The following is a 23,193-nucleotide window of genomic DNA, read 5'->3' as shown; positions in this document are numbered from 1 at the left end:
ATTCAAATATTATTATATTTGTCCTAATGGCAACCAAAGCACTTTTTAACACCGTCGTCAACTGGTTTATTCGTCAGAGAATAGATCAGATCCAAAATTTTATGAAATATCCTGTTGAAACTCAAAACGGAATATTGTTTTCGCAGTTATTTCATGCAGAAGATACGGAATATGGTAAAAAATACGGTTTCAATTCTATTTCCAGCTATCAGGATTTTATCAACAAAGTTCCTGTTGTCGCTTATGAAGACTTTGAGCCCTATATAGAAAAAGCCAGACAAGGACAAAAAGATGTAAGCTGGCCCGGATATATCAAGCATTTTGCAAAATCTTCTGGAACAACAAATGCAAAAAGCAAGTTCATCCCCATCTCTTCCGAAAGTCTTGAATACTGCCATTTGAAAGCAGGCAAAGACATGGTTTCCATTTACGCAAACAATCATCCCGAAAATCAGCTTTTCACTAACAAAAACTTACGTCTAGGCGGCAGCTCTGAGCTATACGCAGACTTCAACACAAAATTTGGTGATCTCTCGGCAATTTTGATCGACAATCTTCCTTTCTGGGTAGAAATTACCACCACTCCGAGCAAAAAAGTTTCGCTCATGGGAGAATGGGAAAGCAAGCTGAAAGCTATTGTTGCAGAAGTGAAAAATGAAGATGTAGGAAGCATTCTGGGAGTTCCCAGCTGGATGATGGTACTTTTACAAAGAGTACTGAAGGAAACCGATGCCAACAGCGTTTCTGAACTCTGGCCCAATCTTGAAGTATTTTTCCATGGTGGAATCAGTTTCAAACCATACAGGGAACAGTATAAACCGATTATCGGAAAAGATATTAATTATTATGAAATCTACAATGCTTCCGAAGGCTTCTTTGGAATTCAGGACAGATCAAATAGTGACGAAATGCTTCTGATGCTGGATTACGGAATTTTTTATGAATTTATTCCTATGGATCAGTTCCACCGTTCTAATCCTAAAGTGGTATCTCTGGAAGATGTGGAAATCGGGAAAAATTATGCTATGGTAATTACCACTAATGGCGGACTTTGGCGATATCTAATCGGAGACACTGTTATTTTTACTTCTCTGGATCCTTTCAGAATAAAAATTACAGGAAGAACGAAACATTACATCAATGCCTTTGGTGAAGAACTCATGATCACCAATGTAGAATCGGCTCTTACAAAAGCATGTGAGGAAACCAATTCTTCTGTAACCGATTTTACCGGTGCTCCTATTTTCATGAAAGAAAATGAAAGCGGCGCACACGAATGGATCTTTGAATTTAGCAAAGCACCCGAAAATCTAGATGAGTTCACAGATATTTTTGACCGTCATTTAAAATCCATAAATTCTGATTACGAAGCCAAAAGATACAACAATATCACGTTGAGAAAGCCCGTAGTTCACATAGCCAGACCCAATCTTTTCTATTGCTGGCTGGAATCTAAAGGAAAACTGGGCGGACAGAACAAAGTTCCCCGTTTAAGCAACGACAGAGAATATATTGACCCTCTTCTTGAGCTTAATCAGCAACAATAATTACATATCTTTCAGGAAGTTGAAGTAAGCTTTCTGTGTATCTGCATTTGTTTTGCCCTGCGTATTAACTTCCAATATCTTAGGCTGAACGTCGGGCTTGAAAAAGTTTCCTAAAACACGATCAAGCGTTCCGTCATCATCTACTTTCACATAAGAAAAACCAAAATGTTTTGCTAAAAACTCAGCATTCTTCTGATGTTTGGTAGAAATAAATTCATCTACCGTATTGGAATTGGCATTTCCGGGACCAGGGATTATTTTGAAAATATTTCCTTCTCCGTTATTAAAAATGATAATTCTTGTAAATGGCGGAATGTATTGATTCCAAAGACCATTAATATCATAGAAAAAGCTTAAATCTCCCGTCACCAGCAAAGTTGGGTTCGGATTTTTTATGGCAAAACCCATGGCGGTTGATGTGGATCCGTCGATTCCGCTTGTCCCTCTGTTACAGTACATCTTTCTTTTTCCAAAATCAAATAACTGAGCATACCGTATTGCCGAACTGTTGCTGAAATGCAGGTTATAATTCTCCGGAACACTTTCTGAAATTCTGTTGAAAAAATAAAAATCTGAAAATTCAATCAAATTTAAAAACTCACGATGTTTTTTATCTTTTTTATCTCTTAATACATCCCAAAGGTTATAAAAAGGTCTTGGTTCAAGATTAATAAAGTTCAGCAGTTTTGAAAAGAAATTTTCAGGTTTGGTTTCAATTTTCTGTGTCAGAGAAAAATAAGTATCCGGCTGCCATATTTCATCAAGATGCCAATGCTGTTTGGGATTGGCAGATCTCAGAAATTGCTTTACTTTTTTGGAAACTACATTTTGTCCTACCGTGATAAGCAAATCCGGAGCATAGGTTTTAAAATCCTGCTCTGTGAAACCAAAAATATAACGGTCAATATGTCTGAAAAACTTTTCGTGATAAAGATTAGAATTGGCTTCCGATAAAACCACCACAGAATGATTTTTCACCAATTGCGACAGTTGATTTTCAAGTTCCGCACTATAATCTCTAGTTCCCACTAAAATCATGATACGCTGTGAGGTGTTCCAATCTGCGATAAGACCTGAGGGAATTTCATATTCTTTTTGCTTAATGGTTTTCTCCACCACCGGAAAAGTCGGAAGTTCTGAAACCAAATCATATAAAGGCTCTTCCAACGGAATATTGATATGAACCGGACCTCTTTTTCCAAAACAAAGCTCAATAGCTTTTTTAATAATTTCTGAATTGATCTCTTCTGCATTGTCTTTAGAGTCTTCTACCAACTGAAAATCTCCGTATGAATGCTGCTGAAAAAGATTGTTTTGGCGAATGGTCTGTCCGTCAAAAAGGTCTACATAATCTGTAGGACGGTCTGCCGTGAAAATCAGCAGCGGAATATTAGAATAAAAAGCTTCTGTAACTGCAGGATAATAATTTGTTGCCGCAGAACCGCTTGTGCAGGTAATTGCGACTGGTTTTTTCTCACTCATTGCCATCCCAAGAGCAACAAATGCCGCACTTCTCTCGTCTACAATACTGTAACAGTTGAAATCATCCATCTCTGAAAAATGAATTGCCAACGGAGCGTTTCTGGATCCCGGAGAAATAACAACATCTAAAATGCCATATTGCTGAAGAAGATTGGCAAGCACCTGAATACTTCGCTTGGAAGAATATTTTTTCATAAAGCAAAATTAATCTATAATTCATTAATACTGAAACCAATCTTCTCTATAATTAATCATCTTTTTAACAATTACAAAAAGATCAGGAAATTTTGCCTTAAAATCTTCAGGTGTTTCAAAAAAGTGTTCCAGAACAACGGAGGTAAATTCTCCGAGATTAGTAAACGCATAAGTCCTGAAATAATCCGAATCGATAATTAAGTTTCTTTTTCCAGAATCTGACCATAAGACTAGTATTTTTCTACAGCCCAGATTAAAGTCGTTCTCGGCAATACTTTGTCTGTTTTTTCTTTTATGTTTGAAAGAGCCAAGAATAGCATGAGAGAATTCATGGATTCCCAGATTATAATTACTACTTTCAAATTGTATCCCTTCGTAAAATTTATTCCATGACAACACAACAATCTTCATTTTGGGATTATATTCACCGTAATGATGTTTTCCTGTAATAGGAGAATAATAGAAATCAGGATAAATAAGAATATTTCTGAAAGAATCAATTAGATAAGAATACATACCGAAAGTGAGCTGTACATAGCAGGCTGCAATCATAATTTTTCGCTCTTCACTCAGTTGAAAACCTTCTCTTTCAATTAATTTATACTTATTTAAGAAACAAACCACACGGTGATCAAAACTAGTCTGAAATTTTGGATGCAACCTTTTGTAAAAAGAAAAATTTTCCAGAATGATTTTTCTTTGCTGTAAAGGTAGCTTCTTCGGAAAAAAATGATAATGGATAAATGTAGGGTTTCTCGCAATACTTTTGATAACAAAATCAATCCCATAAAAAGAGCTTATTAAGACTATCGGAAACAAAGCCATTACGACACTCTTGAGATACCAATACCAAAACGCTACATATAGTGAGACGACAATTATTGCTCCGTAAACACTCGAGAAAAATTTTTTCATTTATAATTAATTACAGCAAATGTATTTAAAATTCTGTATTTTAGCCCCACGTAAAATTTCTATAAAATGGATAAAATACCTAGTGTAGACCTGCGTGATTTCCTTTCGGACAACCCGGAACGCAAACAGAAATTTGTAAATGAAATCGGAAAAGCTTATGAAGAAATTGGCTTTGTTGCCTTAAAGGGACATTTCCTGGATGATAAGCTTGTGAGTGAATTGTATGGTGAGGTGAAAAACTTTTTTGATCTTCCCGCGGAAACCAAACAAAAGTATGAGATTCCTGGAATTGGAGGACAAAGAGGCTACGTCGGTTTCGGAAAAGAAACTGCAAAAGGATTTAAAAAAGGAGATTTGAAAGAGTTTTGGCATTTCGGACAGTATGTTTCGGATGATTCAAAATACAAAAGCGAATATCCCGATAACGTCATCGTTGAAGAACTTCCAAAATTCAACGAAGTAGGAAAAGAAACCTACCAGATGCTCGAAAAAACAGGAAAATATGTTTTAAGAGCCCTAGCTTTATACCTTGGTCTTGATGAGTTTTATTTTGATGATAAAATTGCAGAAGGAAATTCTATTTTAAGACCTATTCATTACCCGCCAATTACGGAGGAGCCAGATGATGCGGTAAGAGCTGCAGCACACGGAGACATCAATCTGATTACCCTTCTAATGGGTTCTCAAGGAAAAGGTCTTCAGGTTCAAAACCATAAAGGAGAATGGATTGATGCGATTGCAGAACCTGATGAATTGATGATTAACGTTGGAGATATGCTATCCAGACACACCAATAATAAATTGAAATCTACGATTCACAGAGTGGTAAATCCGCCTAGAGAATTATGGGGAACTTCAAGATATTCTATCCCATTCTTTATGCATCCTGTAAGCGAAATGTCGCTGAATGCACTGGAAAACTGTGTAGATGAAAATAATCCTAAATTATATGAGGACACAACTGCAGGAGAGTTTTTACATGAAAGATTAATAGAATTAGGATTAATTAAAAAATAATATCAACCGGGCTTTAACGCTCGGTTTTTTATTAGTTATATAAAAGCTTCTTGAAAAAAATGCGAGCTTAATTTTGAACATAAAAAAAGACCTACATTACTGTAAGCCTTTTGCTCCTCCTGCTGGGCTCGAACCAGCGACCCTCTGATTAACAGTCAGATGCTCTAACCAACTGAGCTAAGGAGGAATGTCCTATTGTTTTAGTGGTGCAAATATAAAATGAAAAACAATATCACGCAAATATTTTTTCTTCAAAATTAACGCAAAGCGCTTATGGTACTAACTTTCAGTAAATTAAATTTTAATATTTATTGTAATAATCATTTACAAACAAAATAAAAAAAACTCCCATTGCTGTAAGTCTTTTTTGCTCCCCCTACTGACACTAACTCGAACCGATTAGTGATGATATTCAATGAATTATCTTAATTCATAGTCACATACTGGGCGGCTCCCCCTATTGACAAGAACTCGAACCGCTTGCTATTATAAATCAACATATTAGCCTAATTTACAACCCCTTATAAGGCTCGAAACATTTGAAATGAGAAATATTTTGGATTCGAAAATTCGCAGTAAGTGAAAAAAAACAATTCAGATTTTCGATTTTATAAAATCTAAAGCTCCTTCTGTTTCTTCCCATAGATGAAGGTTTTCTGCAACATAACACTGAGCCTCATCTGCATAACCGATACTCATATAATCCGGTAGCTTTTTTGGTAATTTTGTTTTCCCTAACAAATATCTTGGAACATGCCTGTTGGTATTAATTGCCATAAACCATTCTTCTTCAGCTTTTTTGATTTCATTTTTCTTAATATGGTACAATACCTTATTGTAAGTCCAATTTGCACCATACTCATCAGGATATTCTTTAAGAAGAGCCTCTATTATTTTGAAAGCATTTATTTCTAATGATACTGTGAACAGCTCATATCTTGCTCCCATATTATCATCAGGATTAAGCTTCAAAATTCTGAAATATTTTTCAGCCGCTTCTTCATTTTGTCTAAAAGTGCTAAACATCTTGCAGAATTAAAGAGTGAACGCATGTAAGGACGGGTTTCAATCATCAACCAAAAATGTCCTTCATTTTCTTTAATGAATTTTTTTCCTAGTTTTTTTTCTCCGGCGTTGATTCCCTGCTCATAAAAATCTAATGCTTTTTCAGGAGTATTCTCTATATCTCCAAGATAATTGTATACATCTGCATTGCCGGGATCTAATTCTTTGGCTTGTAAAATAAGCTGCTTTGCTTTTTTCGGAGTACTTTCCCACGCTTCATAAATCAAATCTTGCGCCTGATCTTCATTGCTTTCATTTAATCCGAAATTAAACTCATTTATATTTTTTCCTACCATTCCGTTTAGAAAAGCTCTAATATCCTCTTCTGAGCGAAGACCCTGCTTTTCCATTTCCTGAACCAATTTTGCCATCATTTGTTCTGAGGAATTATTTTTTTATTTGCCATATCTTTACAATTGATTTTAAAAACACACCGATGCAAAAATACAAAAAGTATCATACGGATATCAAAACCTGCTATGCTTTAGGAATTCAGAATGAAGTTTTACCACAACGATTCATCAAGGAAATTCCCGGTTCAACTTCCCATTATTGGAAAAATGAACATTCCGAAAAATATGTTGGATCTGAATTTTCCAAAAGCATTCAGAACAATTTAGAAGATACCAAAGTATTTCTTGATTCGCGATTGTATTTCAGCCGAAAAGCATTCATTCAATTTGCCAGAATATACATTACCTTGATTACTCTTCTTGGAAAAGAAAACATTCGGAAAGTAATTAAAGCCAATCGAAATGTTTTTGTAACTCTAATCGAAAATCTTTCTGAAGATTTTCCCATTGCTAAAAAAGACATTCTTCGTTTTTTGATGATTTCAAAAAGGCAATATTCATTTTGGTTAAGCGATAGGAAATTCGCTTGTAATACATCATTAGTTGGACACTGCTTTAAAAGAAGACCCAAACAGATTTCCAACAGAGAAATTTCCATCCTCAAAAAATATATGAATCTGAGTAAACACAAAACTTGGTGCATCCGTTCCATTTGGGGGAAGGCAATTCGTGATGGAGTCATTTCTATGGCGGAGTCCACTTGGTATAAGTATGCTAGAAAACTCGGATATTCAGAAGTTAGAAAGCCTAAGAAGAAACCTAGAAAGAAAGGCTCTTACAATGCAAAACGACCGAATGAGACTTGGCACATGGATATTTCCCAATATAAAACTCTGGATAATATTACCTTCTACATTTACACCGTGGTCGACAACTTTTCTCGAAAGATTCTGTCTTGGGATATTTCTACCAAGAAATGCTCGAAGATCAGAATGGAAACCGTAAAGCAAGCTATCAAAAATGAATTTGATGTTGATTTGAAAGATCAAAACCTTGAACTTATTGTTGACGGCGGAAGTGAAAACAACAACAAAACGATTACTGAATTTATCAAAAATTGCCACGTCAATATCAGCAAAAAGATCGCTTTGAAGGATGTTACTTTTTCTAATTCCATTGTGGAGGGACCTTACAAGATTATGAAGTCGTATTACTTCCGTTCCAAAGAAATTCTTTCAACAACGATTTATCCGGAATTGAAATTTTTTATTGAAGATTACAACAATAATCGACCTTGTTACAAGCATAAGATTTACACTCCAAACGAAGTTCATAATAATCCCGAACTGGCAAATTTCAAACTGGTTTTAGAAAATTCTAACCAGCAAAGGCTGGAAGAAAATCGCAATTTCTGCTGTAAAATTTCTGAGTAAGAAATAAAGAATCAAGAGCAAATAACCAAGATTCAAGATTTCATTGCATTTTTTTTCCTCTATTTTCTAAAATATCAAAGATCATTTTCTCTTTTGAAACATTCTGAAAATTCAGATGTTCAAATATACTTTTTTCTTATAAATTCTTTCTAAAAAGAATCATTTGAATTCTATATCAAAGCATTCNNCGAATGCTTTGATATAGAATCTCTTACATTATTTTACCTTTTGTAACTGTCTTTTTTTCAGAAACTTATTTGTTTCTCAAAGCCCCTACTTTTTTACTTGCTTAATAGAGGGAGTCATCTTCCCAGAACTTAACTTTGTCACACGCCGTCAAAGCAAATAAAAGCATAGTGAATATTATAATTTTTCTCATCTTCTTTCAATTAAGCGGTCAATTTCAGTTTGCGTCTGCAGTGCTTTGGTAAGGATCTCGAAATATTCCAGTTGGGCCATATTCAGCTGTTCCCATGCGTCATATAACATGAAGAGTTCTTCCGTATTCTGCTCATAGCCCAACTGCATGGATTTGTAGTTGTTTTTTAAGGCCGGAATAATGGTGTCTTCATAGAGTTTGAGCTGATTTTTATTCAGGTCCAGTTCATTGCGCATTCCGTAGGCCATTCCACTGTATTCGTTCACCATCATTTCTTTCTGTGCCTGCAAGGCCTCTTCTTTCAGTTTGAGACTTTCAATATTGGCTTTATTCATGCCTGAAGCCCAGGATACGAAAGGCAGTTTTGCCATCAGCATCAGAGAAAACTGCATGGGCTGGCCACCAAAACCAAACATGTTTTCGAACTTTACGCCAAATTCCGGCTTTAGATTCTGCTTTTCCAGATCCTGTTTGAGTTTGGCAATATTGATTTCCCGGTCGATGCCGCGGAGATCACTTCTGTTCTGATAAAATAGATCCTGACCAAAAGTCATGAGAGAATAATCATTCAGATTGTATTCCGGTTCAATCTCCAGTAGCGCGAGCGGGTCTCTTCCCATGAGGGCATTCAACCGGATCCGGTTGACGCGGAGGTCATTCTCGTACATGAGCTGCATGTTTGTGGTGCTTCCGAGGGCGGCTTTGGCTTTGTAATATGCAGATATTTTGGAAAGCCCGTTTTTGTACCGGATTTCGGCGTTTCTAATCATAAAGTCCAGCATCTTTTCGTTTTCCTTTACGACCTGCAGCTTTTTATCCAAGACGATTGAACTGTAATACAGTTTTTTCGCATCCTGAAAGTTTTCATTGAGGGCGGCAAAAAGTTTTTCCTTTTCCACAGAGGACATTGCCTTCATCAGATTCTCGTTGGCATCGAGTTTTTGTTTATTGGGAAACATCTGCTCCACAGATACAGCCACGGAACCCATGCCGAGCATTTCGCCATCCCGCTGCCAGAGTTTTGCATTATAGGGCGTCATGAAGAAACCGGCACCCACTGTGGGCGGCATCCAGCTTCTTGCACCTTTGGCGGCAGCATCCATTGACCGGATTTCGGCATTGTACATCTTTACCACCGGATGGTTGGCTGCGATACTGTCCATTACAGCGGGCAGGGACATTTGCTGAGCAAAAGTGGCGGTAAAAAGCAAGGTAAGTACTGCTGTTATTATTAATTTTTTCATTTTGTAATCATTTAAGGATTAATGGGCAGCGTCGAGGACGTCAATTTTCCCTAGTTTGTTCAGTTCCCATTCCTTCTGCATATAAAAGATAATTGGTGTTACCAAAAGGATGTGAATGGCCGAAGTGAAAACACCACCAACCATCGGTAATACGATTGGTTTCATCATATCACTTCCCACGCCGTGGCTCCACAGGATGGGTACAAGCCCGAATAGGGTCACGCAAACCGTCATAATCTTTGGTCTTAATCTTTTGGCTGCACCATGAATGACATATTCACGAAGTTCTTCATTGGTAATGGTCTCCCGTGAGTTGCCATTTTTGGCAATAAGCTGAATCATGGCATCGTTCAGGTAAATGACCATCACAATTCCGGTTTCTACCGCAAGTCCGAACAGGGCAATAAAGCCGACTGCTACTGCTACAGAGAGATTGACGCCCCAAAGCGAAATCATGAATACGCCGCCGATTAAGGCAAAAGGAATACTGATGAGATTAAAGAAAGCCTCGCGGTAGGAATTGAACGCAAAATACATCGAAAGGAAAATCACTATTAGTACGAGGGGCATAATCATTTTTAAAGTCTGCTCACCGCGAATCAGGTTTTCGTACTGACCGCTCCATTCCACGAAATAACCTTTTGGCATTTTGGTGACCATGCTGTTGAGTTTTTTCTGTGCTTCTGCTACGGTACTGCCTAAATCCCGATCACGGACGTTGAACAGAACAGTTCCGCGTAACATGGCATTTTCAGAATTGATCATTGGTGGTCCTTCTGTAAGACGAATGTCAGCCACAGCACTTAGCGGAATGGAACCAAATTCCATCGTCTGCATGGGCAATCTTCTCAGAGATTCCACATTATTTCTGAAATCCTGGCCGTATCTGGCATTTACCGAAAAGCGCTGTCGGCCTTCCACGGTGGTGGTGAGTTTCATTCCGCCGAGGGCACTTTCCACGACGGCATTTACATCATCCACGCTTAGCCCGTATCTTCCTATTTCTTCGCGTTTCACTTGAATGTCCACATATTTTCCGCCGGTAATGGGTTCTACGTACATGTCTTTTATTCCTTCAATACCGGTGAGTTCCTTTTTTATTTTTTCGGAAAGGACCGCGATACTGTCCAGGTTCTGTCCGTACACTTTTACGCCCACATCCGTTCTAATCCCTGTTGAAAGCATATTGATCCGGTTGGTAATCGGCATGGTCCAGCCATTGGTTACGCCTGGAATCTGCAGTTTGGCATTCAGCTCATTGATGAGATCATCTTTTGTTTTGCCCTCGCGCCATTCGCTTTGCGGTTTCAACAAAATAATGGTTTCAATCATGGAGATGGGTGAATTATCAGTCGCCGTGTTGGCTCTTCCGGCTTTTCCGAGGACATGATCCACTTCCGGAATTCCCTTAATGATTTTATCCTGTACCTGCAGTAATCTTTTGGCTTCAGAGTTTGAAATATCGGGAAGGGTAACCGGCATAAAGAGCAGGGATCCTTCATCCAAAGGCGGCATAAACTCACGTCCAAGGTTCATTATCATTGGAATACTGATGAGCAGTGCCAAAATATTAATTCCCAGCGTGGTTTTTTTCCATTTCATGCACCATCTTATCAGCGGTTCGTAAATCCGTTCCAAGCCTCTGTTTATTGGGTTTTTATTATCGTCCTTAAATTTTCCCTTCATGAAAAAGGAGATGAGCACCGGGGCAAGGGTAAGCACCAGGATTGCATCAACAATCAGGATGAATGTTTTAGTGTACGCCAGCGGATGAAAAAGTTTACCTTCCTGACCGGTCAACATAAATACCGGGAGAAAAGAAACCACGATGATTACCGTAGAAAAAAATACGCCTCTAGATACCTGGAAGGATGATTTTTCGATAATCTTCAACCGAATGTCTTCGGGAATTTTAACGTAACTGTCTTTCTCTTTGTCTTTTTTTCTGAATATATTTTTAAACCAGTTGGTCTTCATTGTTATGGGTTTTTATTTTGTTGATGGTTCTGCCAATCGGAGAGATTTTTATAGGCATTTTCGGACATGATAATTCCGTTATCCACGATCACCCCAATTGCCAGCGCAATTCCTGTAAGGGACATGATATTGGAGGAAAGTCCAAACGCATTGAGCAGAATAAAACTGATGGCAATGGTGACCGGAATCTGAATGATGATGCTCAATGCACTTCGCCAGTGGAATAGGAACAGAATAACAATGATTGCCACCACGATAATTTCTTCAATCAGCTTGGTTTTAATATTGTCTATTGCCCCTTCAATCAGCGTACTGCGGTCGTACGATGTCTTGAAGGTGACGCCTTCAGGGAGTCCTTTTTCAACGTCCTTCATTTTCTCTTTCACATCGTTGATGACCTTATCCGCATTTTCGCCATACCGTGCCACCACGATACCGCCCACAACTTCGCCTTCACCGTCCGCATCAAAAATACCCAGCCGAAGATCTCCACCCATTTGTACCGAGCCAATATCTTTCACCCGCACGGGAATACCGTTGTAATTTCCCACCGCGATTTCTTCGATATCGGCTACGTTCTTGATGTAACCAAGACCGCGAATGACATAGGCCATATCAGCCACTTCAAATTTACGTCCGCCCACATCATTATTGTTGGCTTTCACTTTGTTCATGACATCCATCAGAGAGACGTTATAGTACTGGAGTTTTACAGGATCTACAATGAGTTGGTACTGTTTTTCGAAGCCGCCAAAGGAGGCTACTTCCGCCACACCGGGAACCGTCTGCAGAGCAAATTTCACATACCAGTCCTGGAGGGCGCGCTGGTCTCCCAAATCCATTTTAGGTGCATCGAAATGGTACCAGAAAACGTGACCAACACCGGTGCCATCCGGTCCGAGCGTAGGCGTTACGCCTTGCGGGAGTAGGCGTTGGGCATAGTTGAGCCGTTCCAGTACCCGGGTTCTGGCCCAGTAAATGTCCACGTTATCTTCGAAAATAACATATACGAAGCTCATCCCAAACATGGAAGCGGCGCGGATGTTCTTAATTTTCGGAATTCCCTGAAGGTTGCTTACCAGAGGGAAAGTCACCTGATCTTCCATAATCTGGGGACTTCTGCCCATCCACTCCGTAAAAACGATGACCTGGTTCTCACTCAGATCCGGAATGGCATCGATGGGATTGTCCCTTACCGCAAAAATACCCCAGATAAAAAGGCCGATTGCAATCAGCAAAACGAAATACCTGTTGCGGAGGGAGAGTTTGATTAAATTTTGAATCATGATTTAGAATCTGTTTACTTAATTTCTTCCTGAACCTCGCCACATGACAGCATTTCTTTGCCTAAATAAGGATTCTTCACCTCACGTGAATCGCTAAGCCAAAAAGCGCCTTTGTTATCGTTATACATTGGACAAAATACTTTGTACACCGGTTTTGGAGTTCCGAAGTCTTTCAGCAGGTCGTAAAAATCGGCGCTCATTAAATCCAGGTGTTCGCGCTGATGATCAATCTTTCCGGCGTTATCTGCAATGTGCTCGACGTTTTCACTGATGCTTGATTCGAGATCAGCAAATTCTTTTTTCTGTTCAGCAGAAAAACCGTTTTTGTCTATTTTGGGAAAAGAAGCGAGGATCCCTTTGGCCGCACTCACCGCTTCCTTATCATCATCACCGGACAACGCGAATGTAAGGTGGGTGTAATGAGAATAAAGCTCCGTGAGGTCAGCGGAAGTTTTTTTTGCGTCGGTAACGGTTACCTTTTCATCCATAGGCATATCGCCCATTGCTGAATTGTCAGACATCATGCTCATATCGTGCTGCATGGATGTTTCAGTAGTGCTTTTCTGTTCTTTGTTTTCTTTACAAGAAGTGAGTGCCAATGTTCCGATTGCCAAAAGGCTGAATACTAGTGTTTTCATTATTTTATAAGTTTAAAGATTATTTTTATTTATTAAAAAAGGCTTCGTAGTTTGCTTTATTTTCGAAGTACACGACATTATCATTTTTATCAGAGATTGCGATAATTGCGGTCGCTTTATCGATGAGTTGATGAGATATGGGATCGTATGCCATGCGGGCATTTTCTTCCTGCGGGATTCTGAGTTTGCAGTTTTCACAGCAACCATAATAGGTTTTGCCGTCATGTTTTACTTCGAGCTGTTTTTTGCCCATATAGGCATTGTTTACCATACATACCTCATCGTTGGGAACAATGTCACCGGTGGTGAACTTTGCGACCGCAATTTGTGTACCTTCAGCTTTTGAATTGTTGCAGGAAACGAGGAACACCGCTATAAAAGCGAGTATTCCCAAAAGAATATTCTTCATTAAATTTTATATTATAGGTTAATAGTGAGCCTCCTTGTTTGAGAAAGTGCTTTTGAACATCCGGTTCCTCAAATTATCCTTTACTAAAAAAGGAAAGTCTATTTTGAAAGAGCTTAAAGGAGCGTTTGAAGTTCAAATGTATTTACAGCGCCGCTAAAAAAGAACGGGCTAAAGTGTCATAAACACTTCACGACCAGACACAATTCGGGCTGTAAAAGAAGATCTTAACCTATTTTGGGCGGTTCCCAAATGGTATGGAATCCACCGGAGTAATGAGGATTCTGATAAAAGAAATTAGCATTTTTGTCTTCGTAACCGGACGCTTCGTTTTTAGAATCCTCTAAAAATTTGCTGTCCGCTAGAAAGGTGTACTGAGCAGAGCTGCAAAGGTTTCCGCTGCAATTTCCTGAGCATCCATCGGTTTGACAATTGTGTGATTTTGGGTGACAGCATTCTTCTTTGCAATCGTCGCTGTCGCAAGACGGCTGTATCTGTGCGAATGACTGTTTTATGAAAGTTTGGGAACTGGTCGTGGTTTTAATAACCTGCTTCTCCTTTGTACTGCAAGGCTGAGAAATCTCTGGCGCCAGAAATAACGCTAGTGTAAGGGAAAGCAACAGTATTTTAAAATTTCCGACCATTGTAAGTAAACAGCACAAAGATAGGAAATTATTTTAGAAGTTAAACTACTTCCTTAAAAAAAGTTAGGGTTTACAACATATTAAGAGCCTGTTTAAATTTGTATCAGAAATAATTTTATAACCACATAGACACATAGTTTTTGGAAAAATAAGAGAAAAAATAGTAAATATTGTACTTCTATTTTTTCTTTTTTGCAATTAATCTTGAGTTTTTCTATGTGACTATGTGGTTTTAATTATTTTTAAACAGGCTCTAAACTTTGCCATAGCATTTATTTTTGTTTGATCTGCAATATCAATATAGGGCTTCATCGCAGCATAATCACTGTGACCTGTCCACTTCATCACGACCTGCGGTGGAATTCCTAAAGCCAAAGCGTTGCAGATAAAAGTTCGTCTCCCGGCGTGAGAACTCATTAGTGCGTATTTTGGGGAAACTTCATCGAATTTCTGATTACCTTTATAGTAGGTTTCGCGAATAGGTTCATCAATTTCCGCCATTTCCATATCGCGTTCAGAAAGTAATTTTTTATTCATTATACCCCAAAGCTCAAATTTACGAAATTTATTTTTCCTAAATTATTCACAATGTTACTCTTAGCAAACTGTAATAAATACGTCAATAAATGAATCCGTCTCACAACTGAGGCGGATTTTTTTTGGTTATTATTGAGGGTTTTCGTATATTTATGTCTGATAATCAGATATTTGTCTATGAATTTCAAGTATTACAACCAAAATTAGACGGTGTTGTTTCCGTATAGTTTTGAGGAGTTGATTCCCGATAATCATCCTGTTCGGATTGTCAATGATATTTTGGAGAGGATCAATATAGACCCGCTGCTAAAAGCCTACAGCAAAGAGGGAAATCCCAGCTATCATCCCGTGATGATGCTCAAGGTGATGGTTTTTGCCTATATGAACAACATTTATTCCTCCCGGAAAATCGAAAAAGCACTTCGCGAAAACATCAACTTTATGTGGCTCTCCAATATGAGCATCGTGGATCATAATACCGTGAACAGATTTCGGGCTCACAAGCTTGAAGCGGCTTTCAAAGATATTTTCTCGCAAGTGGTTTTGCTTCTTGCCGAAGAAGGTTTGGTAAGTTTGAAACAGGTTTTTGTGGACGGAACGAAAATCGAAGCCCAGTCAAACCGCTACACTTTTGTGTGGGCCAATGCCATTAAAACCAACAAAGAAAAGATGCTCCGCCAACTAGAGGACCTTTGGAAATATGCCCAAAGCGTGGCAAGGGAAGAGGACAAAGACCCTGAACCGCCGGAATTTAAAGAAATCAGCAAAGAAAAAATTCAGCAAACCGTAGAAAATATCAATGCCAAATTGAAAGGCAGCGACCGCAAGACCGATTCCGACAAAAAAGCTAAAGCCAAGCTGAATTACATTAAAAATAATTTTGAGAAAAACCTCGATAAATACGAAGCTCAGGAGGCTATTTTGGCAGAGAGGAATTCCTACAGCAAGACTGATGAGGACGCTACTTTTATGAGGCTAAAGGATGACCATATGCAAAACGGACAGCTCAAACCGGCCTATAATGCACAGATTTCTACCGAGAATCAGTTTATTGTAAATTACACGATCCATCAAGAGACCAACGACTTCAATACCCTGAAGCGTCATTTGGAGAATTTTGAGAAATTGTTCGGCAAAAAAAAACTCGGAGAATTGGAAGAACTCACTGCCGATGCGGGCTACGGAAGCGAGGAAAATTATGAATTATTGGAACAAAAAAACATTATTCCATTTGTAAAGTACAACACCTTCGATAAAGAGCAAAATGCCCATTATCAGGCGAAACACAAGACTTTCAGCAAAGAAAATCTGCACTACAATCAGGAAAAAGATTATTACGTCTGTGCGATGGGTCAAAAGATGGAAAAAACACACGAAAGCACTCGGAAAACCAAGACCGGTTACCCTCAAAAACTCTCCCATTATCAGGCTAAAAACTGTGATGGATGCCCAATCAGAGGCGTTTGTCACAGTTCCAAAGAAAACCGGAGCATTGAGCGAAACCATCATCTGGAACAGTACAAAGAAAAAATCCGGGAACTATTAAACAGCCAAGAAGGCATTAAAAAAAGAAAACAACGCTCGGTTGAAGTAGAACCTGTGTTTGCACACCTGAAACATTGCAACAATTTTAAGCGATTCACACTTAGAGGTCTGAAAAAAGTAGAATTGGAGTTCGGATTACACGCTTTAGCACACAATTTAAGAAAGAAAGTTGCCTGAAGAAGACAACTTTTCACTTTTTCCAAAACATTGAAGATTGGAACTGCAATAAAAAATCCGCCTCAATTCTTATTGTGAGACAGATTCAAATAATTTTTAGTCTACCTACTCTCATACCCCTCCTTAAACTTCAAAAACTTTTCTGCGTCCTTTGGATTTTTCTGCATCCATTTGTTCATCAGCGTGGTATTGTGTTCCAGCTGTTTTACCTGCTCGGTTTCATAAATCGCCTTGTTTTCATTCTTGATCTCCTTGAGGATTTCCTCTCGAACCTCGGTCTTGGTGCGGATGCTTTCGCGGTACCAGATTTTTCCTAGATAAACAGTTGCTGATAAAATAAAAAATGCAACCAGCAATATAGCCAGGATTCCGAAAAACCAATATTTAACTGTATCTGATTTCTGATGAAATTTTTCCAGATGCTTTATAACGTCTGGAGATAATTCTGCGATAATATTGTTGGGGGTGGATTTAAGCAATTCCTGCCGTTTTAGATTTTCTTCATGTGCCAGTGCTTGGATTTTCTTTACATCCTCCTTGATGTCGCAGTACATGTGGAAAATCGCCTTCCCCGAAATTTCTACCGCCTTATTACTTTCTATGACGCGGTGCAAAAGTTCGATGCCTGCATCTTGTGAAGAATAATTTTCTGTATTCTCCTGGTTGTTAAATTCGTTGTTGTTCATTTTGTTTTTTTTGATGTTTTTTTTTAAAGACCTATCGCCTCCTTTTTCTTTTCCTCAGCAATTCGTCGTCAGCCGCCGGTGTGTAGCTCGGTTTGAGGAGTTCCTTCACGGCATTTTCAATCTCCCTGAGGGCTGATTTTTCCGGATTTTTTATTTCGTTCGTTTGTGGATTACTCTGACTGAAAATTGCCGACTGGTGGCTTTCCGCATTCCGGTTTAGAATTTCTTTGATATCTTTGATTTTCAGTTTGTTTGTAATCTCGGAAAGTTTGTAACCGGGATGGTACTGCCTCTGGGTTTGGTCGTTAATATCGCTCAGTTTCACAATCCGCATCCCCGACACGCCGTCCTTCACATTCTGCGAGAGCGTCACTCTATAACCACATCGCCGCATATAATCGACCAAGTCATCAAAATTTCTTGAGACCTTCAGACAGTTTTGCAGCACTTTCAGCATCTGCTGCTTTTTCTCCTTTCCGATTTCCACATCTGTTTTCAGGTTCATCTCTTTGCAAACATTTCTCACTGATTCACCGAAGCGCTTTCCGATATTGGCAGATTTTACCGTGCATTTACCATAAACATCTATGCGGTTCACGATGAAGTGGATATGTTTCTGCTTCGTGGAATGGTGGACGTCCAGGACAACCTGGTTATTTTTTGTAAGTCCCACGTCTTTCAATGATTTTATAGCCAGTTCCTTCAACTCTTCATTTGTCAGCCTGTCGCCGATTTCCTTTGGTGGAGAGATGTAGCCGGTGAGCGCCCATTTCTTGACATTGGGATTTCTCTCGGCGACAATCTTCATCTCTTCAAATCTTTCCTCCGGCGTTGTTGAAAGCAGGTTGTTGGAATAAATACATTCTGCCGTGCCTTTGTCGTTGCCGTTGTATTCAATCGCGATCTTACTAATCCTCCTCGTCGTTGCCGAATTGTTCATGCTTGATAATTTGTTGGTAGAGGTATTCTCTGATTAATTTGGTGACGGTGTGAATTTCCTCAAGGATCTCTTTCTTGTTTTCAAACTCGTTCCATTCTCTGTTCCTAAGCAGATTGGATATCCTTATAAAATTGTTGCCGTAATTCAATAGAACTTCGTCTGTCTTGAACTCGTTTACTTTAAGTTCCTTTTCGGTAGAAATCAGCCTTAAATATTTTGAAATTTTCAGGTTATATTTTTCTGCTTCCTTTCGAATTTTCTCAAACTCCTTTTCGGTAAAACGAACTGAGACTACCTTTGAAAAGTGGTTCGCCGTCTTCTTTTTCAAACCTCCCTCTCTACCGATTTCGCGAAAGCGGTTCCTTCTTTTTTCTTCTGCAACCTTTGCAATTTGCTGCTCGGAAATCTGTCTTACAAACTGTTTTAAAAAGTCATTTTCCATATTGTGTTTATGTGGTGTTTAATTTTTTTATAATTTTAAACTATGGGCTTGAATCGTAGTTCCAGACATGCGTTTCCGACGATAGGAGGAAACCAAAATGTTCCAATTTTACGATGAGCGGATACGCTTATTGTAAACATTGGGTACTTTTTGCACTAGACACATGGCAAGTTTTTACCCAGCCTTTTTAGAGCATTCCACCTGTGCTTATTTTGCGTAGGCCGGCTTGTATGAATCTTCATCTTTTTCTCCTGTAAATATTCCGGTTTTCCTCGGACTCGTGTATGGCTGTTTGATTTTTTTCAAGCTTATTTTCAAGTGTCTTTTCTTCCTGTGATATCAGGAAATCATTCAGATCTTGATGAGGGAAATATTCATTCGACCGGTCATCTGCCTCCGGGAATATTTTCAAAATTGAATCCCTGCACTGTTCGCCGGCGCGGTCGTTATCCAAGTACATTTCGACAGATTTATAATTTCCAAAAAGCCCTGATGTCTTGTGAACCATGGCGACAGCGTTCAGAATTAGATAGTCGGAAGGTGTCTTTTCCGGTTCTAAAATTTTAAAGGAGAGGTAGTCGGTAAAGCCCTCGAAAACCTTGAGGTTTTCAGAATTATTTTTTATCGTGGTGATATCCTTTTTTCCAAGGCAGATTTTGGAAAACCTGCTGCGGATCTCGTAGCCTCCCGAATCGTTTTTGAATCCTAATCCGAAATAGTTCTTCCCATTCATTTCGTAATGAATTTCCTGAAGTTCAGATTTTTGAAATTCGAGTTTTCTATATTTTAAATATTCAATCAACGCTGGATGTGACACTTCTTTTACTTCTAATATTTGATAAGATTTAGTTTCTTCTTTTGGATTGTTTAAATTTCCCTTCTGCTTTTGAAAAGAAAAATCAAACTTTTCAAGATATTCAAGAGCATCGGATACAGTGCATTGTTTGAGCTCCTGAACTATCGACACGACATCGTATTGTTTTCCAGTGCCAAAATCAAAGGCAATATTTTTCACATAATTCACTAATAAACTTGGCGTTCGTTCTTGTCGATTGATAGCATAATAATAGGCTGTTTTCGGATGTTCTTTACTTGGGAATAGAGAAAAACTTTCCATTACTTCTTTGATGCTGATATTTTCGTTGGCTTGTTTGCAATTCATTTTTTGTGTTTTTAAAATTTATTTTTTTATATCCAGTTATGTTTTTACCGTTTTACCATACCTGCCTACCTAAATATTGAATATCAGTTAGTTATATTAATTAATGACTTACCTTGTTGTTACCTGTTAATTGGATCCCTTCTTTAACGATGGTAGTTTAGGTAAAGTCTTATCTATTTGATTACCTTCATAAAAATTTGAAAATGAGTTCTGTAAGTCCACTTAGGTAAGTAGGTAGGATAAATTGAATGTCAAGGATTTAAACTTTCTTTCAGTCAATCTTTCTTCGGATCAGGTAGCCGTAAACCTGCAGTTTCGGATGCTTGATTCTTTCATACTTGAGCCTGGTGAGCGCCTTTCCGACCTTGATGTTGTTCAATCTTAAATTCAGGGCGTTGTTCATTGCCACAACGATGTCCGTCGCCGTAAGAAAGTCCTTGATGTCCTTCGATTTCTCGAAGTGTGCGGAAACGATTTCCTGCTCAAGTGAAAGCTGGGAAAACTGCTCGTTCCTCAGCTCATTAGCCTCTATGTCCGAGAGCGTCATTTCCGGTTGGTAATTTTTTCTTTCAAAAGCATTGTGGTACGCCTGCGCCCATACCTTGTCTATGTCTATTTCCTCCGCATAGGCGAAATCAATGCTGTAAACTTCGAAAACCAGCCACCTTACGCTTCCTGTCTCGTCGGTAAGGAAATCTGTTCTGTTGGTGGAGGCAACAAAGGAACATATCCTGTCCATGTTCTCCGGCTTTCTCCCGTAAGGCACCCTCACCTTTGCGCCGCCCATCGAGATAAAGGATTTCAGCGTGTTGACATCCGATTTGGACAGGACGGCCAGCTCGTCGGCGTTGAGGATGAAATTTTTGCAGATGGCAATGATGCCGTCCTTGTCCACTGTGACATTTTCGGAATAATAATCCCTGAGCCCGTCCGGGATGAGGAATCGCAGGAAGGTGGTTTTGCCCGTGTTCTGTTTGGAGCTTGCCAGCACGAGGCACTGCTTGTTGACATAGTCTTTCTTCAATGCGCAAAGCACGGCGCGGGTCAGCCACTTCTCGAGATGGTAGCGGAACGCTTCGCTGTCGTTGGTCCGAACAAATCCCGCCAGCTTCCGGATATGGTCTTCGCCGTCCCAGCCCGCGAGTTTTTTAAAGTATTCCGCTATCGGGTTGTATCTCTTTATCAGGTGGCTCCGAACGAGGATCTCCAGCTTCTGCATGGTGATCTGCATCCCGGCCTGTACGAGTTCTATCAGCAGGGAGTTGATGTTTAGCTCTGTCCAGTCGTCCTTTCCCTTGAGCGATATTTCTATCTCCAGGGCGATGGCGTTAAAGCGAAGGTCATACTTGCTTTCAAGATACTTCATCACCATATCGAAAATGGTAGTGGTCTCGGAAGCGGTTTGGTAGAGTACTGGGATTTTTTGCTCTTCAGCCGGCTTGTTGGTTATTTCTTCCATCGCTCCAGAATTTCCTGCTCGAATGCGTCATAGTCATCATTTTGTATTTCCTCCACATTATCCCCCAGAAGATAAGCTTCGAGGTCCTCTTTGCGAAAGTAGATTTTCTTTTGCCCCTTCTTTTTGTAGGCCTTCAATTTGCCGTGGTGTTTGAGTTGGTAGAGATAGTCCGGATCCAGGTTGAGGAACAGCGCGGCCTCTTCCTTAGAATAGATGTTCTTGGTTCCGAGGGCGAGCATCTGTAGCGCCTTCGAGGTAAACTCTTTTTGCGAGTTTACCAAAGTGGACATTTGGCTTTCTAGCGCAGCTAGTCTTTCTTGGTCTTTCATTTCGTTGAATTTTGTTGAGCCCAAGATATTTCCCAAAGAAATAGCAGCCTAAAAGCGACTTAAAAAGTTTTTTGTAAAATAAAACAACCTAAAGAAATGTGCGTTCAATAGGAGGTTTTGTTTGATAATGGTTTAGTCAATAAACCATTAAAAGCGACTAACTGTCGCCTTTATAATTATGGTTATCAAACAAATATGATTTTTAAAGAGAAAATGTTTTTTTTGGATTTTAGACTATATATCATCCTGAACATCGCTGTTGGAAAGATATTTTGAGAGGTTCCTGCTGTTTATTGGCTCTTCTGCGATATTTCCGAGCCTGTCTTTTGCCGAGGTGACGGCGTTGATAATTTTGCAGGTTTCGGCTTGGGTTATTGTGCCGGATTTACAACTTTCCATAACATTAGTAAAGGCCGATAAAAAGTCCAAAATAGGCTGTACGCTCACGCCGTTCCTTGCAGGCTTTGTAAACAGAATCTTTCCAGAGTTTTTCTTCCGCAGTAAAAAGTCCGATAAAACCCTCTCGGAATCTTTAGAAATAAAATAAGCCCGCAAAATATCATCAATGACCATATTCGGATTCTTTTTTATTTCAAAAGCAAAATCGGATTCCTGTAGGATATTATTGTTGTGTTTTGCGAGTTCGTTGGTTTCAGATAAAATGATTTGTTGATTATTTAATTCGTTTGAAATCTTAGTGCCAACTTTCAAAAATTCTCTTTTTAACTCATTGGAATGGTGTTCTATTTTATCTGCCGCGTCTTGCTTTTCTCGGAACTCAAACCTTTCGCTATAACTGTTTTTCTTGAATTTTTTGAATGCCTGAATTGGCTTAAATGGGTGTTCCATTTTTACCTCGAACAGTATTACGGCGAGAATTTGAAGAATGATATAGAATAGGATTTGGGTAAAGTCGATCTTCTCGGCATGGATATCTTCCAGTATTTTCCCGCCCCAGAAAAAGGAAAGCGACAATGAAACCAAAAATAAATTCAAAACGATTAAAAACCGCTGGGTGTTCCACTCGTTATACCAGTTTGCCTTTTCCTTGGAGTAATAGTTTATCGCAAACGGACTGAACGCAAACCAAAGCCGCCCTGCAAGATAGAAGGGGACAAGGATTGTAAAGGTTACCATTAGAATATATATTGCGATATAGAAGTTAGTCATAGATAACGTACTAAAATATTCTTACACAAAAATAGCATTAAAATAAAATACTTTTGTTCGTGAAATGTTCGTGACAAATATAAAAAAAGACACTCACATTTCTGTAAGTGTCTCGTTTTCAAAGCTCCTCCTGCTGGGCTCGAACCAGCGACCCTCTGATTAACAGTCAGATGCTCTAACCAACTGAGCTAAGGAGGAATGTCCTTGTTTTTAAGTGGTGCAAAT

Annotated in this window: 21 protein-coding genes, 2 tRNA genes and 1 pseudogene; 4 read left to right on the top strand and 20 right to left on the bottom strand. The window is 39.1% G+C overall.

Going from position 1 to position 23,193, the window contains the following annotated elements; genetic code table 11:
- Positions 1 to 26 precede the first annotated feature (26 nt).
- Complete coding sequence (locus AC0NBN_RS11990) at positions 27 to 1,547, top strand: GH3 auxin-responsive promoter family protein (RefSeq protein ID WP_160813296.1); 1,521 nt, start codon at positions 27 to 29, stop codon at positions 1,545 to 1,547.
- On the opposite strand, the gene menD is transcribed toward AC0NBN_RS11990, so the two are convergent.
- Both menD and AC0NBN_RS11980 read right to left on the bottom strand, forming a co-directional pair.
- A complete protein-coding gene (gene menD / locus AC0NBN_RS11985; protein ID WP_160813295.1) occupies positions 1,548 to 3,224 on the bottom strand; it encodes a 2-succinyl-5-enolpyruvyl-6-hydroxy-3-cyclohexene-1-carboxylic-acid synthase in 1,677 nt (558 codons plus the stop codon).
- A 24-nt stretch (positions 3,225 to 3,248) separates the two neighbouring features.
- Complete coding sequence (locus AC0NBN_RS11980; protein WP_160813294.1) at positions 3,249 to 4,139, bottom strand: zinc-dependent peptidase; 891 nt, start codon at positions 4,137 to 4,139, stop codon at positions 3,249 to 3,251.
- Positions 4,140 to 4,205: 66 nt separating this feature from the next.
- Between AC0NBN_RS11980 and AC0NBN_RS11975 the strand changes: the two genes are divergently transcribed.
- Positions 4,206 to 5,156: a 2-oxoglutarate and iron-dependent oxygenase domain-containing protein gene (locus AC0NBN_RS11975; protein ID WP_160813293.1), complete on the top strand. Its 951-nt coding sequence runs from the start codon at positions 4,206 to 4,208 to the stop codon at positions 5,154 to 5,156.
- A gap of 113 nt (positions 5,157 to 5,269) precedes the next feature.
- Here the strand turns inward: AC0NBN_RS11975 and AC0NBN_RS11970 are convergent.
- The 3 genes from AC0NBN_RS11970 to AC0NBN_RS11960 all read right to left on the bottom strand — a co-directional run bounded on the left by AC0NBN_RS11970 (position 5,270) and on the right by AC0NBN_RS11960 (position 6,595).
- Positions 5,270 to 5,343 (bottom strand) — tRNA-Asn (locus tag AC0NBN_RS11970).
- 407 nt (positions 5,344 to 5,750) lie between these two features.
- Entirely contained in the window at positions 5,751 to 6,182 is a 432-nt protein-coding gene (locus tag AC0NBN_RS11965; protein ID WP_474468460.1) for a hypothetical protein, read from the bottom strand.
- The gene (locus AC0NBN_RS11960; protein ID WP_160813291.1) at positions 6,125 to 6,595 is read right to left on the bottom strand and encodes a hypothetical protein; all 471 of its coding nucleotides are present in this window, start codon (positions 6,593 to 6,595) and stop codon (positions 6,125 to 6,127) included. The genes AC0NBN_RS11965 and AC0NBN_RS11960 overlap by 58 nt, the downstream gene beginning before the upstream one ends.
- Positions 6,596 to 6,657: 62 nt before the next feature.
- On the opposite strand from AC0NBN_RS11960, the gene AC0NBN_RS11955 reads away from it, so the two are divergent.
- On the top strand, positions 6,658 to 7,947 hold the full coding sequence (locus AC0NBN_RS11955) for a DDE-type integrase/transposase/recombinase (RefSeq protein WP_160813290.1): 1,290 nt from the start codon (positions 6,658 to 6,660) through the stop codon (positions 7,945 to 7,947).
- Positions 7,948 to 8,322: 375 nt separating this feature from the next.
- Here the strand turns inward: AC0NBN_RS11955 and AC0NBN_RS11950 are convergent, their stop codons facing one another.
- From AC0NBN_RS11950 to AC0NBN_RS11920, 7 genes and pseudogenes are all read right to left on the bottom strand, one after another.
- Positions 8,323 to 9,570 carry a TolC family protein gene (locus AC0NBN_RS11950; protein WP_160813750.1) on the bottom strand — a complete coding sequence of 416 codons (1,248 nt, stop codon included), beginning with the start codon at positions 9,568 to 9,570 and terminating at the stop codon, positions 8,323 to 8,325.
- Positions 9,571 to 9,588: 18 nt separating this feature from the next.
- Positions 9,589 to 11,547 (bottom strand): efflux RND transporter permease subunit, encoded by a 1,959-nt coding sequence (locus AC0NBN_RS11945; RefSeq protein ID WP_160813751.1) that lies wholly within the window; start codon positions 11,545 to 11,547, stop codon positions 9,589 to 9,591.
- Positions 11,548 to 11,549: 2 nt separating this feature from the next.
- Positions 11,550 to 12,833 (bottom strand): efflux RND transporter permease subunit, encoded by a 1,284-nt coding sequence (locus AC0NBN_RS11940; RefSeq protein WP_124801108.1) that lies wholly within the window; start codon positions 12,831 to 12,833, stop codon positions 11,550 to 11,552.
- Positions 12,834 to 12,847: 14 nt separating this feature from the next.
- Positions 12,848 to 13,471: a DUF3347 domain-containing protein gene (locus AC0NBN_RS11935; RefSeq protein WP_160813752.1), complete on the bottom strand. Its 624-nt coding sequence runs from the start codon at positions 13,469 to 13,471 to the stop codon at positions 12,848 to 12,850.
- A 25-nt stretch (positions 13,472 to 13,496) separates the two neighbouring features.
- On the bottom strand, positions 13,497 to 13,880 hold the full coding sequence (locus AC0NBN_RS11930; RefSeq protein WP_160813753.1) for a hypothetical protein: 384 nt from the start codon (positions 13,878 to 13,880) through the stop codon (positions 13,497 to 13,499).
- A gap of 224 nt (positions 13,881 to 14,104) precedes the next feature.
- Positions 14,105 to 14,521: a hypothetical protein gene (locus tag AC0NBN_RS11925; protein ID WP_160813754.1), complete on the bottom strand. Its 417-nt coding sequence runs from the start codon at positions 14,519 to 14,521 to the stop codon at positions 14,105 to 14,107.
- A gap of 222 nt (positions 14,522 to 14,743) precedes the next feature.
- Positions 14,744 to 15,025, bottom strand: a pseudogene (locus AC0NBN_RS11920) (hypothetical protein); the annotation flags it as partial.
- A gap of 243 nt (positions 15,026 to 15,268) precedes the next feature.
- Between AC0NBN_RS11920 and AC0NBN_RS11915 the strand changes: the two are divergent.
- Complete coding sequence (locus tag AC0NBN_RS11915) at positions 15,269 to 16,780, top strand: IS1182 family transposase (protein ID WP_474468455.1); 1,512 nt, start codon at positions 15,269 to 15,271, stop codon at positions 16,778 to 16,780.
- A 101-nt stretch (positions 16,781 to 16,881) separates the two neighbouring features.
- Here AC0NBN_RS11915 and AC0NBN_RS11910 read toward each other — a convergent pair whose 3' ends face one another.
- The 8 genes from AC0NBN_RS11910 to AC0NBN_RS11875 form a co-directional block, all read right to left on the bottom strand.
- The gene (locus tag AC0NBN_RS11910; RefSeq protein WP_160813755.1) at positions 16,882 to 17,466 is read right to left on the bottom strand and encodes a hypothetical protein; all 585 of its coding nucleotides are present in this window, start codon (positions 17,464 to 17,466) and stop codon (positions 16,882 to 16,884) included.
- A gap of 31 nt (positions 17,467 to 17,497) precedes the next feature.
- Positions 17,498 to 18,406: a relaxase/mobilization nuclease domain-containing protein gene (locus AC0NBN_RS11905; protein ID WP_160813756.1), complete on the bottom strand. Its 909-nt coding sequence runs from the start codon at positions 18,404 to 18,406 to the stop codon at positions 17,498 to 17,500.
- Positions 18,375 to 18,848: a plasmid mobilization protein gene (locus AC0NBN_RS11900; RefSeq protein ID WP_474468452.1), complete on the bottom strand. Its 474-nt coding sequence runs from the start codon at positions 18,846 to 18,848 to the stop codon at positions 18,375 to 18,377. The genes AC0NBN_RS11905 and AC0NBN_RS11900 overlap by 32 nt, the downstream gene beginning before the upstream one ends.
- 238 nt (positions 18,849 to 19,086) lie before the next feature.
- Complete coding sequence (locus AC0NBN_RS11895; protein ID WP_160813757.1) at positions 19,087 to 20,010, bottom strand: toprim domain-containing protein; 924 nt, start codon at positions 20,008 to 20,010, stop codon at positions 19,087 to 19,089.
- A 271-nt stretch (positions 20,011 to 20,281) separates the two neighbouring features.
- A complete protein-coding gene (locus AC0NBN_RS11890) occupies positions 20,282 to 21,469 on the bottom strand; it encodes a VapE domain-containing protein (protein ID WP_160813758.1) in 1,188 nt (395 codons plus the stop codon).
- Positions 21,457 to 21,798, bottom strand: coding sequence for a helix-turn-helix domain-containing protein (locus tag AC0NBN_RS11885; protein ID WP_078704759.1), 342 nt, complete (start codon positions 21,796 to 21,798; stop codon positions 21,457 to 21,459). The genes AC0NBN_RS11890 and AC0NBN_RS11885 overlap by 13 nt, the downstream gene beginning before the upstream one ends.
- A 234-nt stretch (positions 21,799 to 22,032) precedes the next feature.
- Positions 22,033 to 22,935, bottom strand: coding sequence for a hypothetical protein (locus AC0NBN_RS11880; protein ID WP_160813759.1), 903 nt, complete (start codon positions 22,933 to 22,935; stop codon positions 22,033 to 22,035).
- Positions 22,936 to 23,092: 157 nt separating this feature from the next.
- Positions 23,093 to 23,166 (bottom strand) — tRNA-Asn (locus AC0NBN_RS11875).
- Positions 23,167 to 23,193 lie beyond the last annotated feature (27 nt).

The sequence above is a fragment of the Chryseobacterium sp. L12 genome (assembly GCF_056133985.1).
The sequence above is the reverse complement of the archived record's forward strand: the minus strand, read 5'-3'. Positions and strand labels throughout refer to the sequence as shown.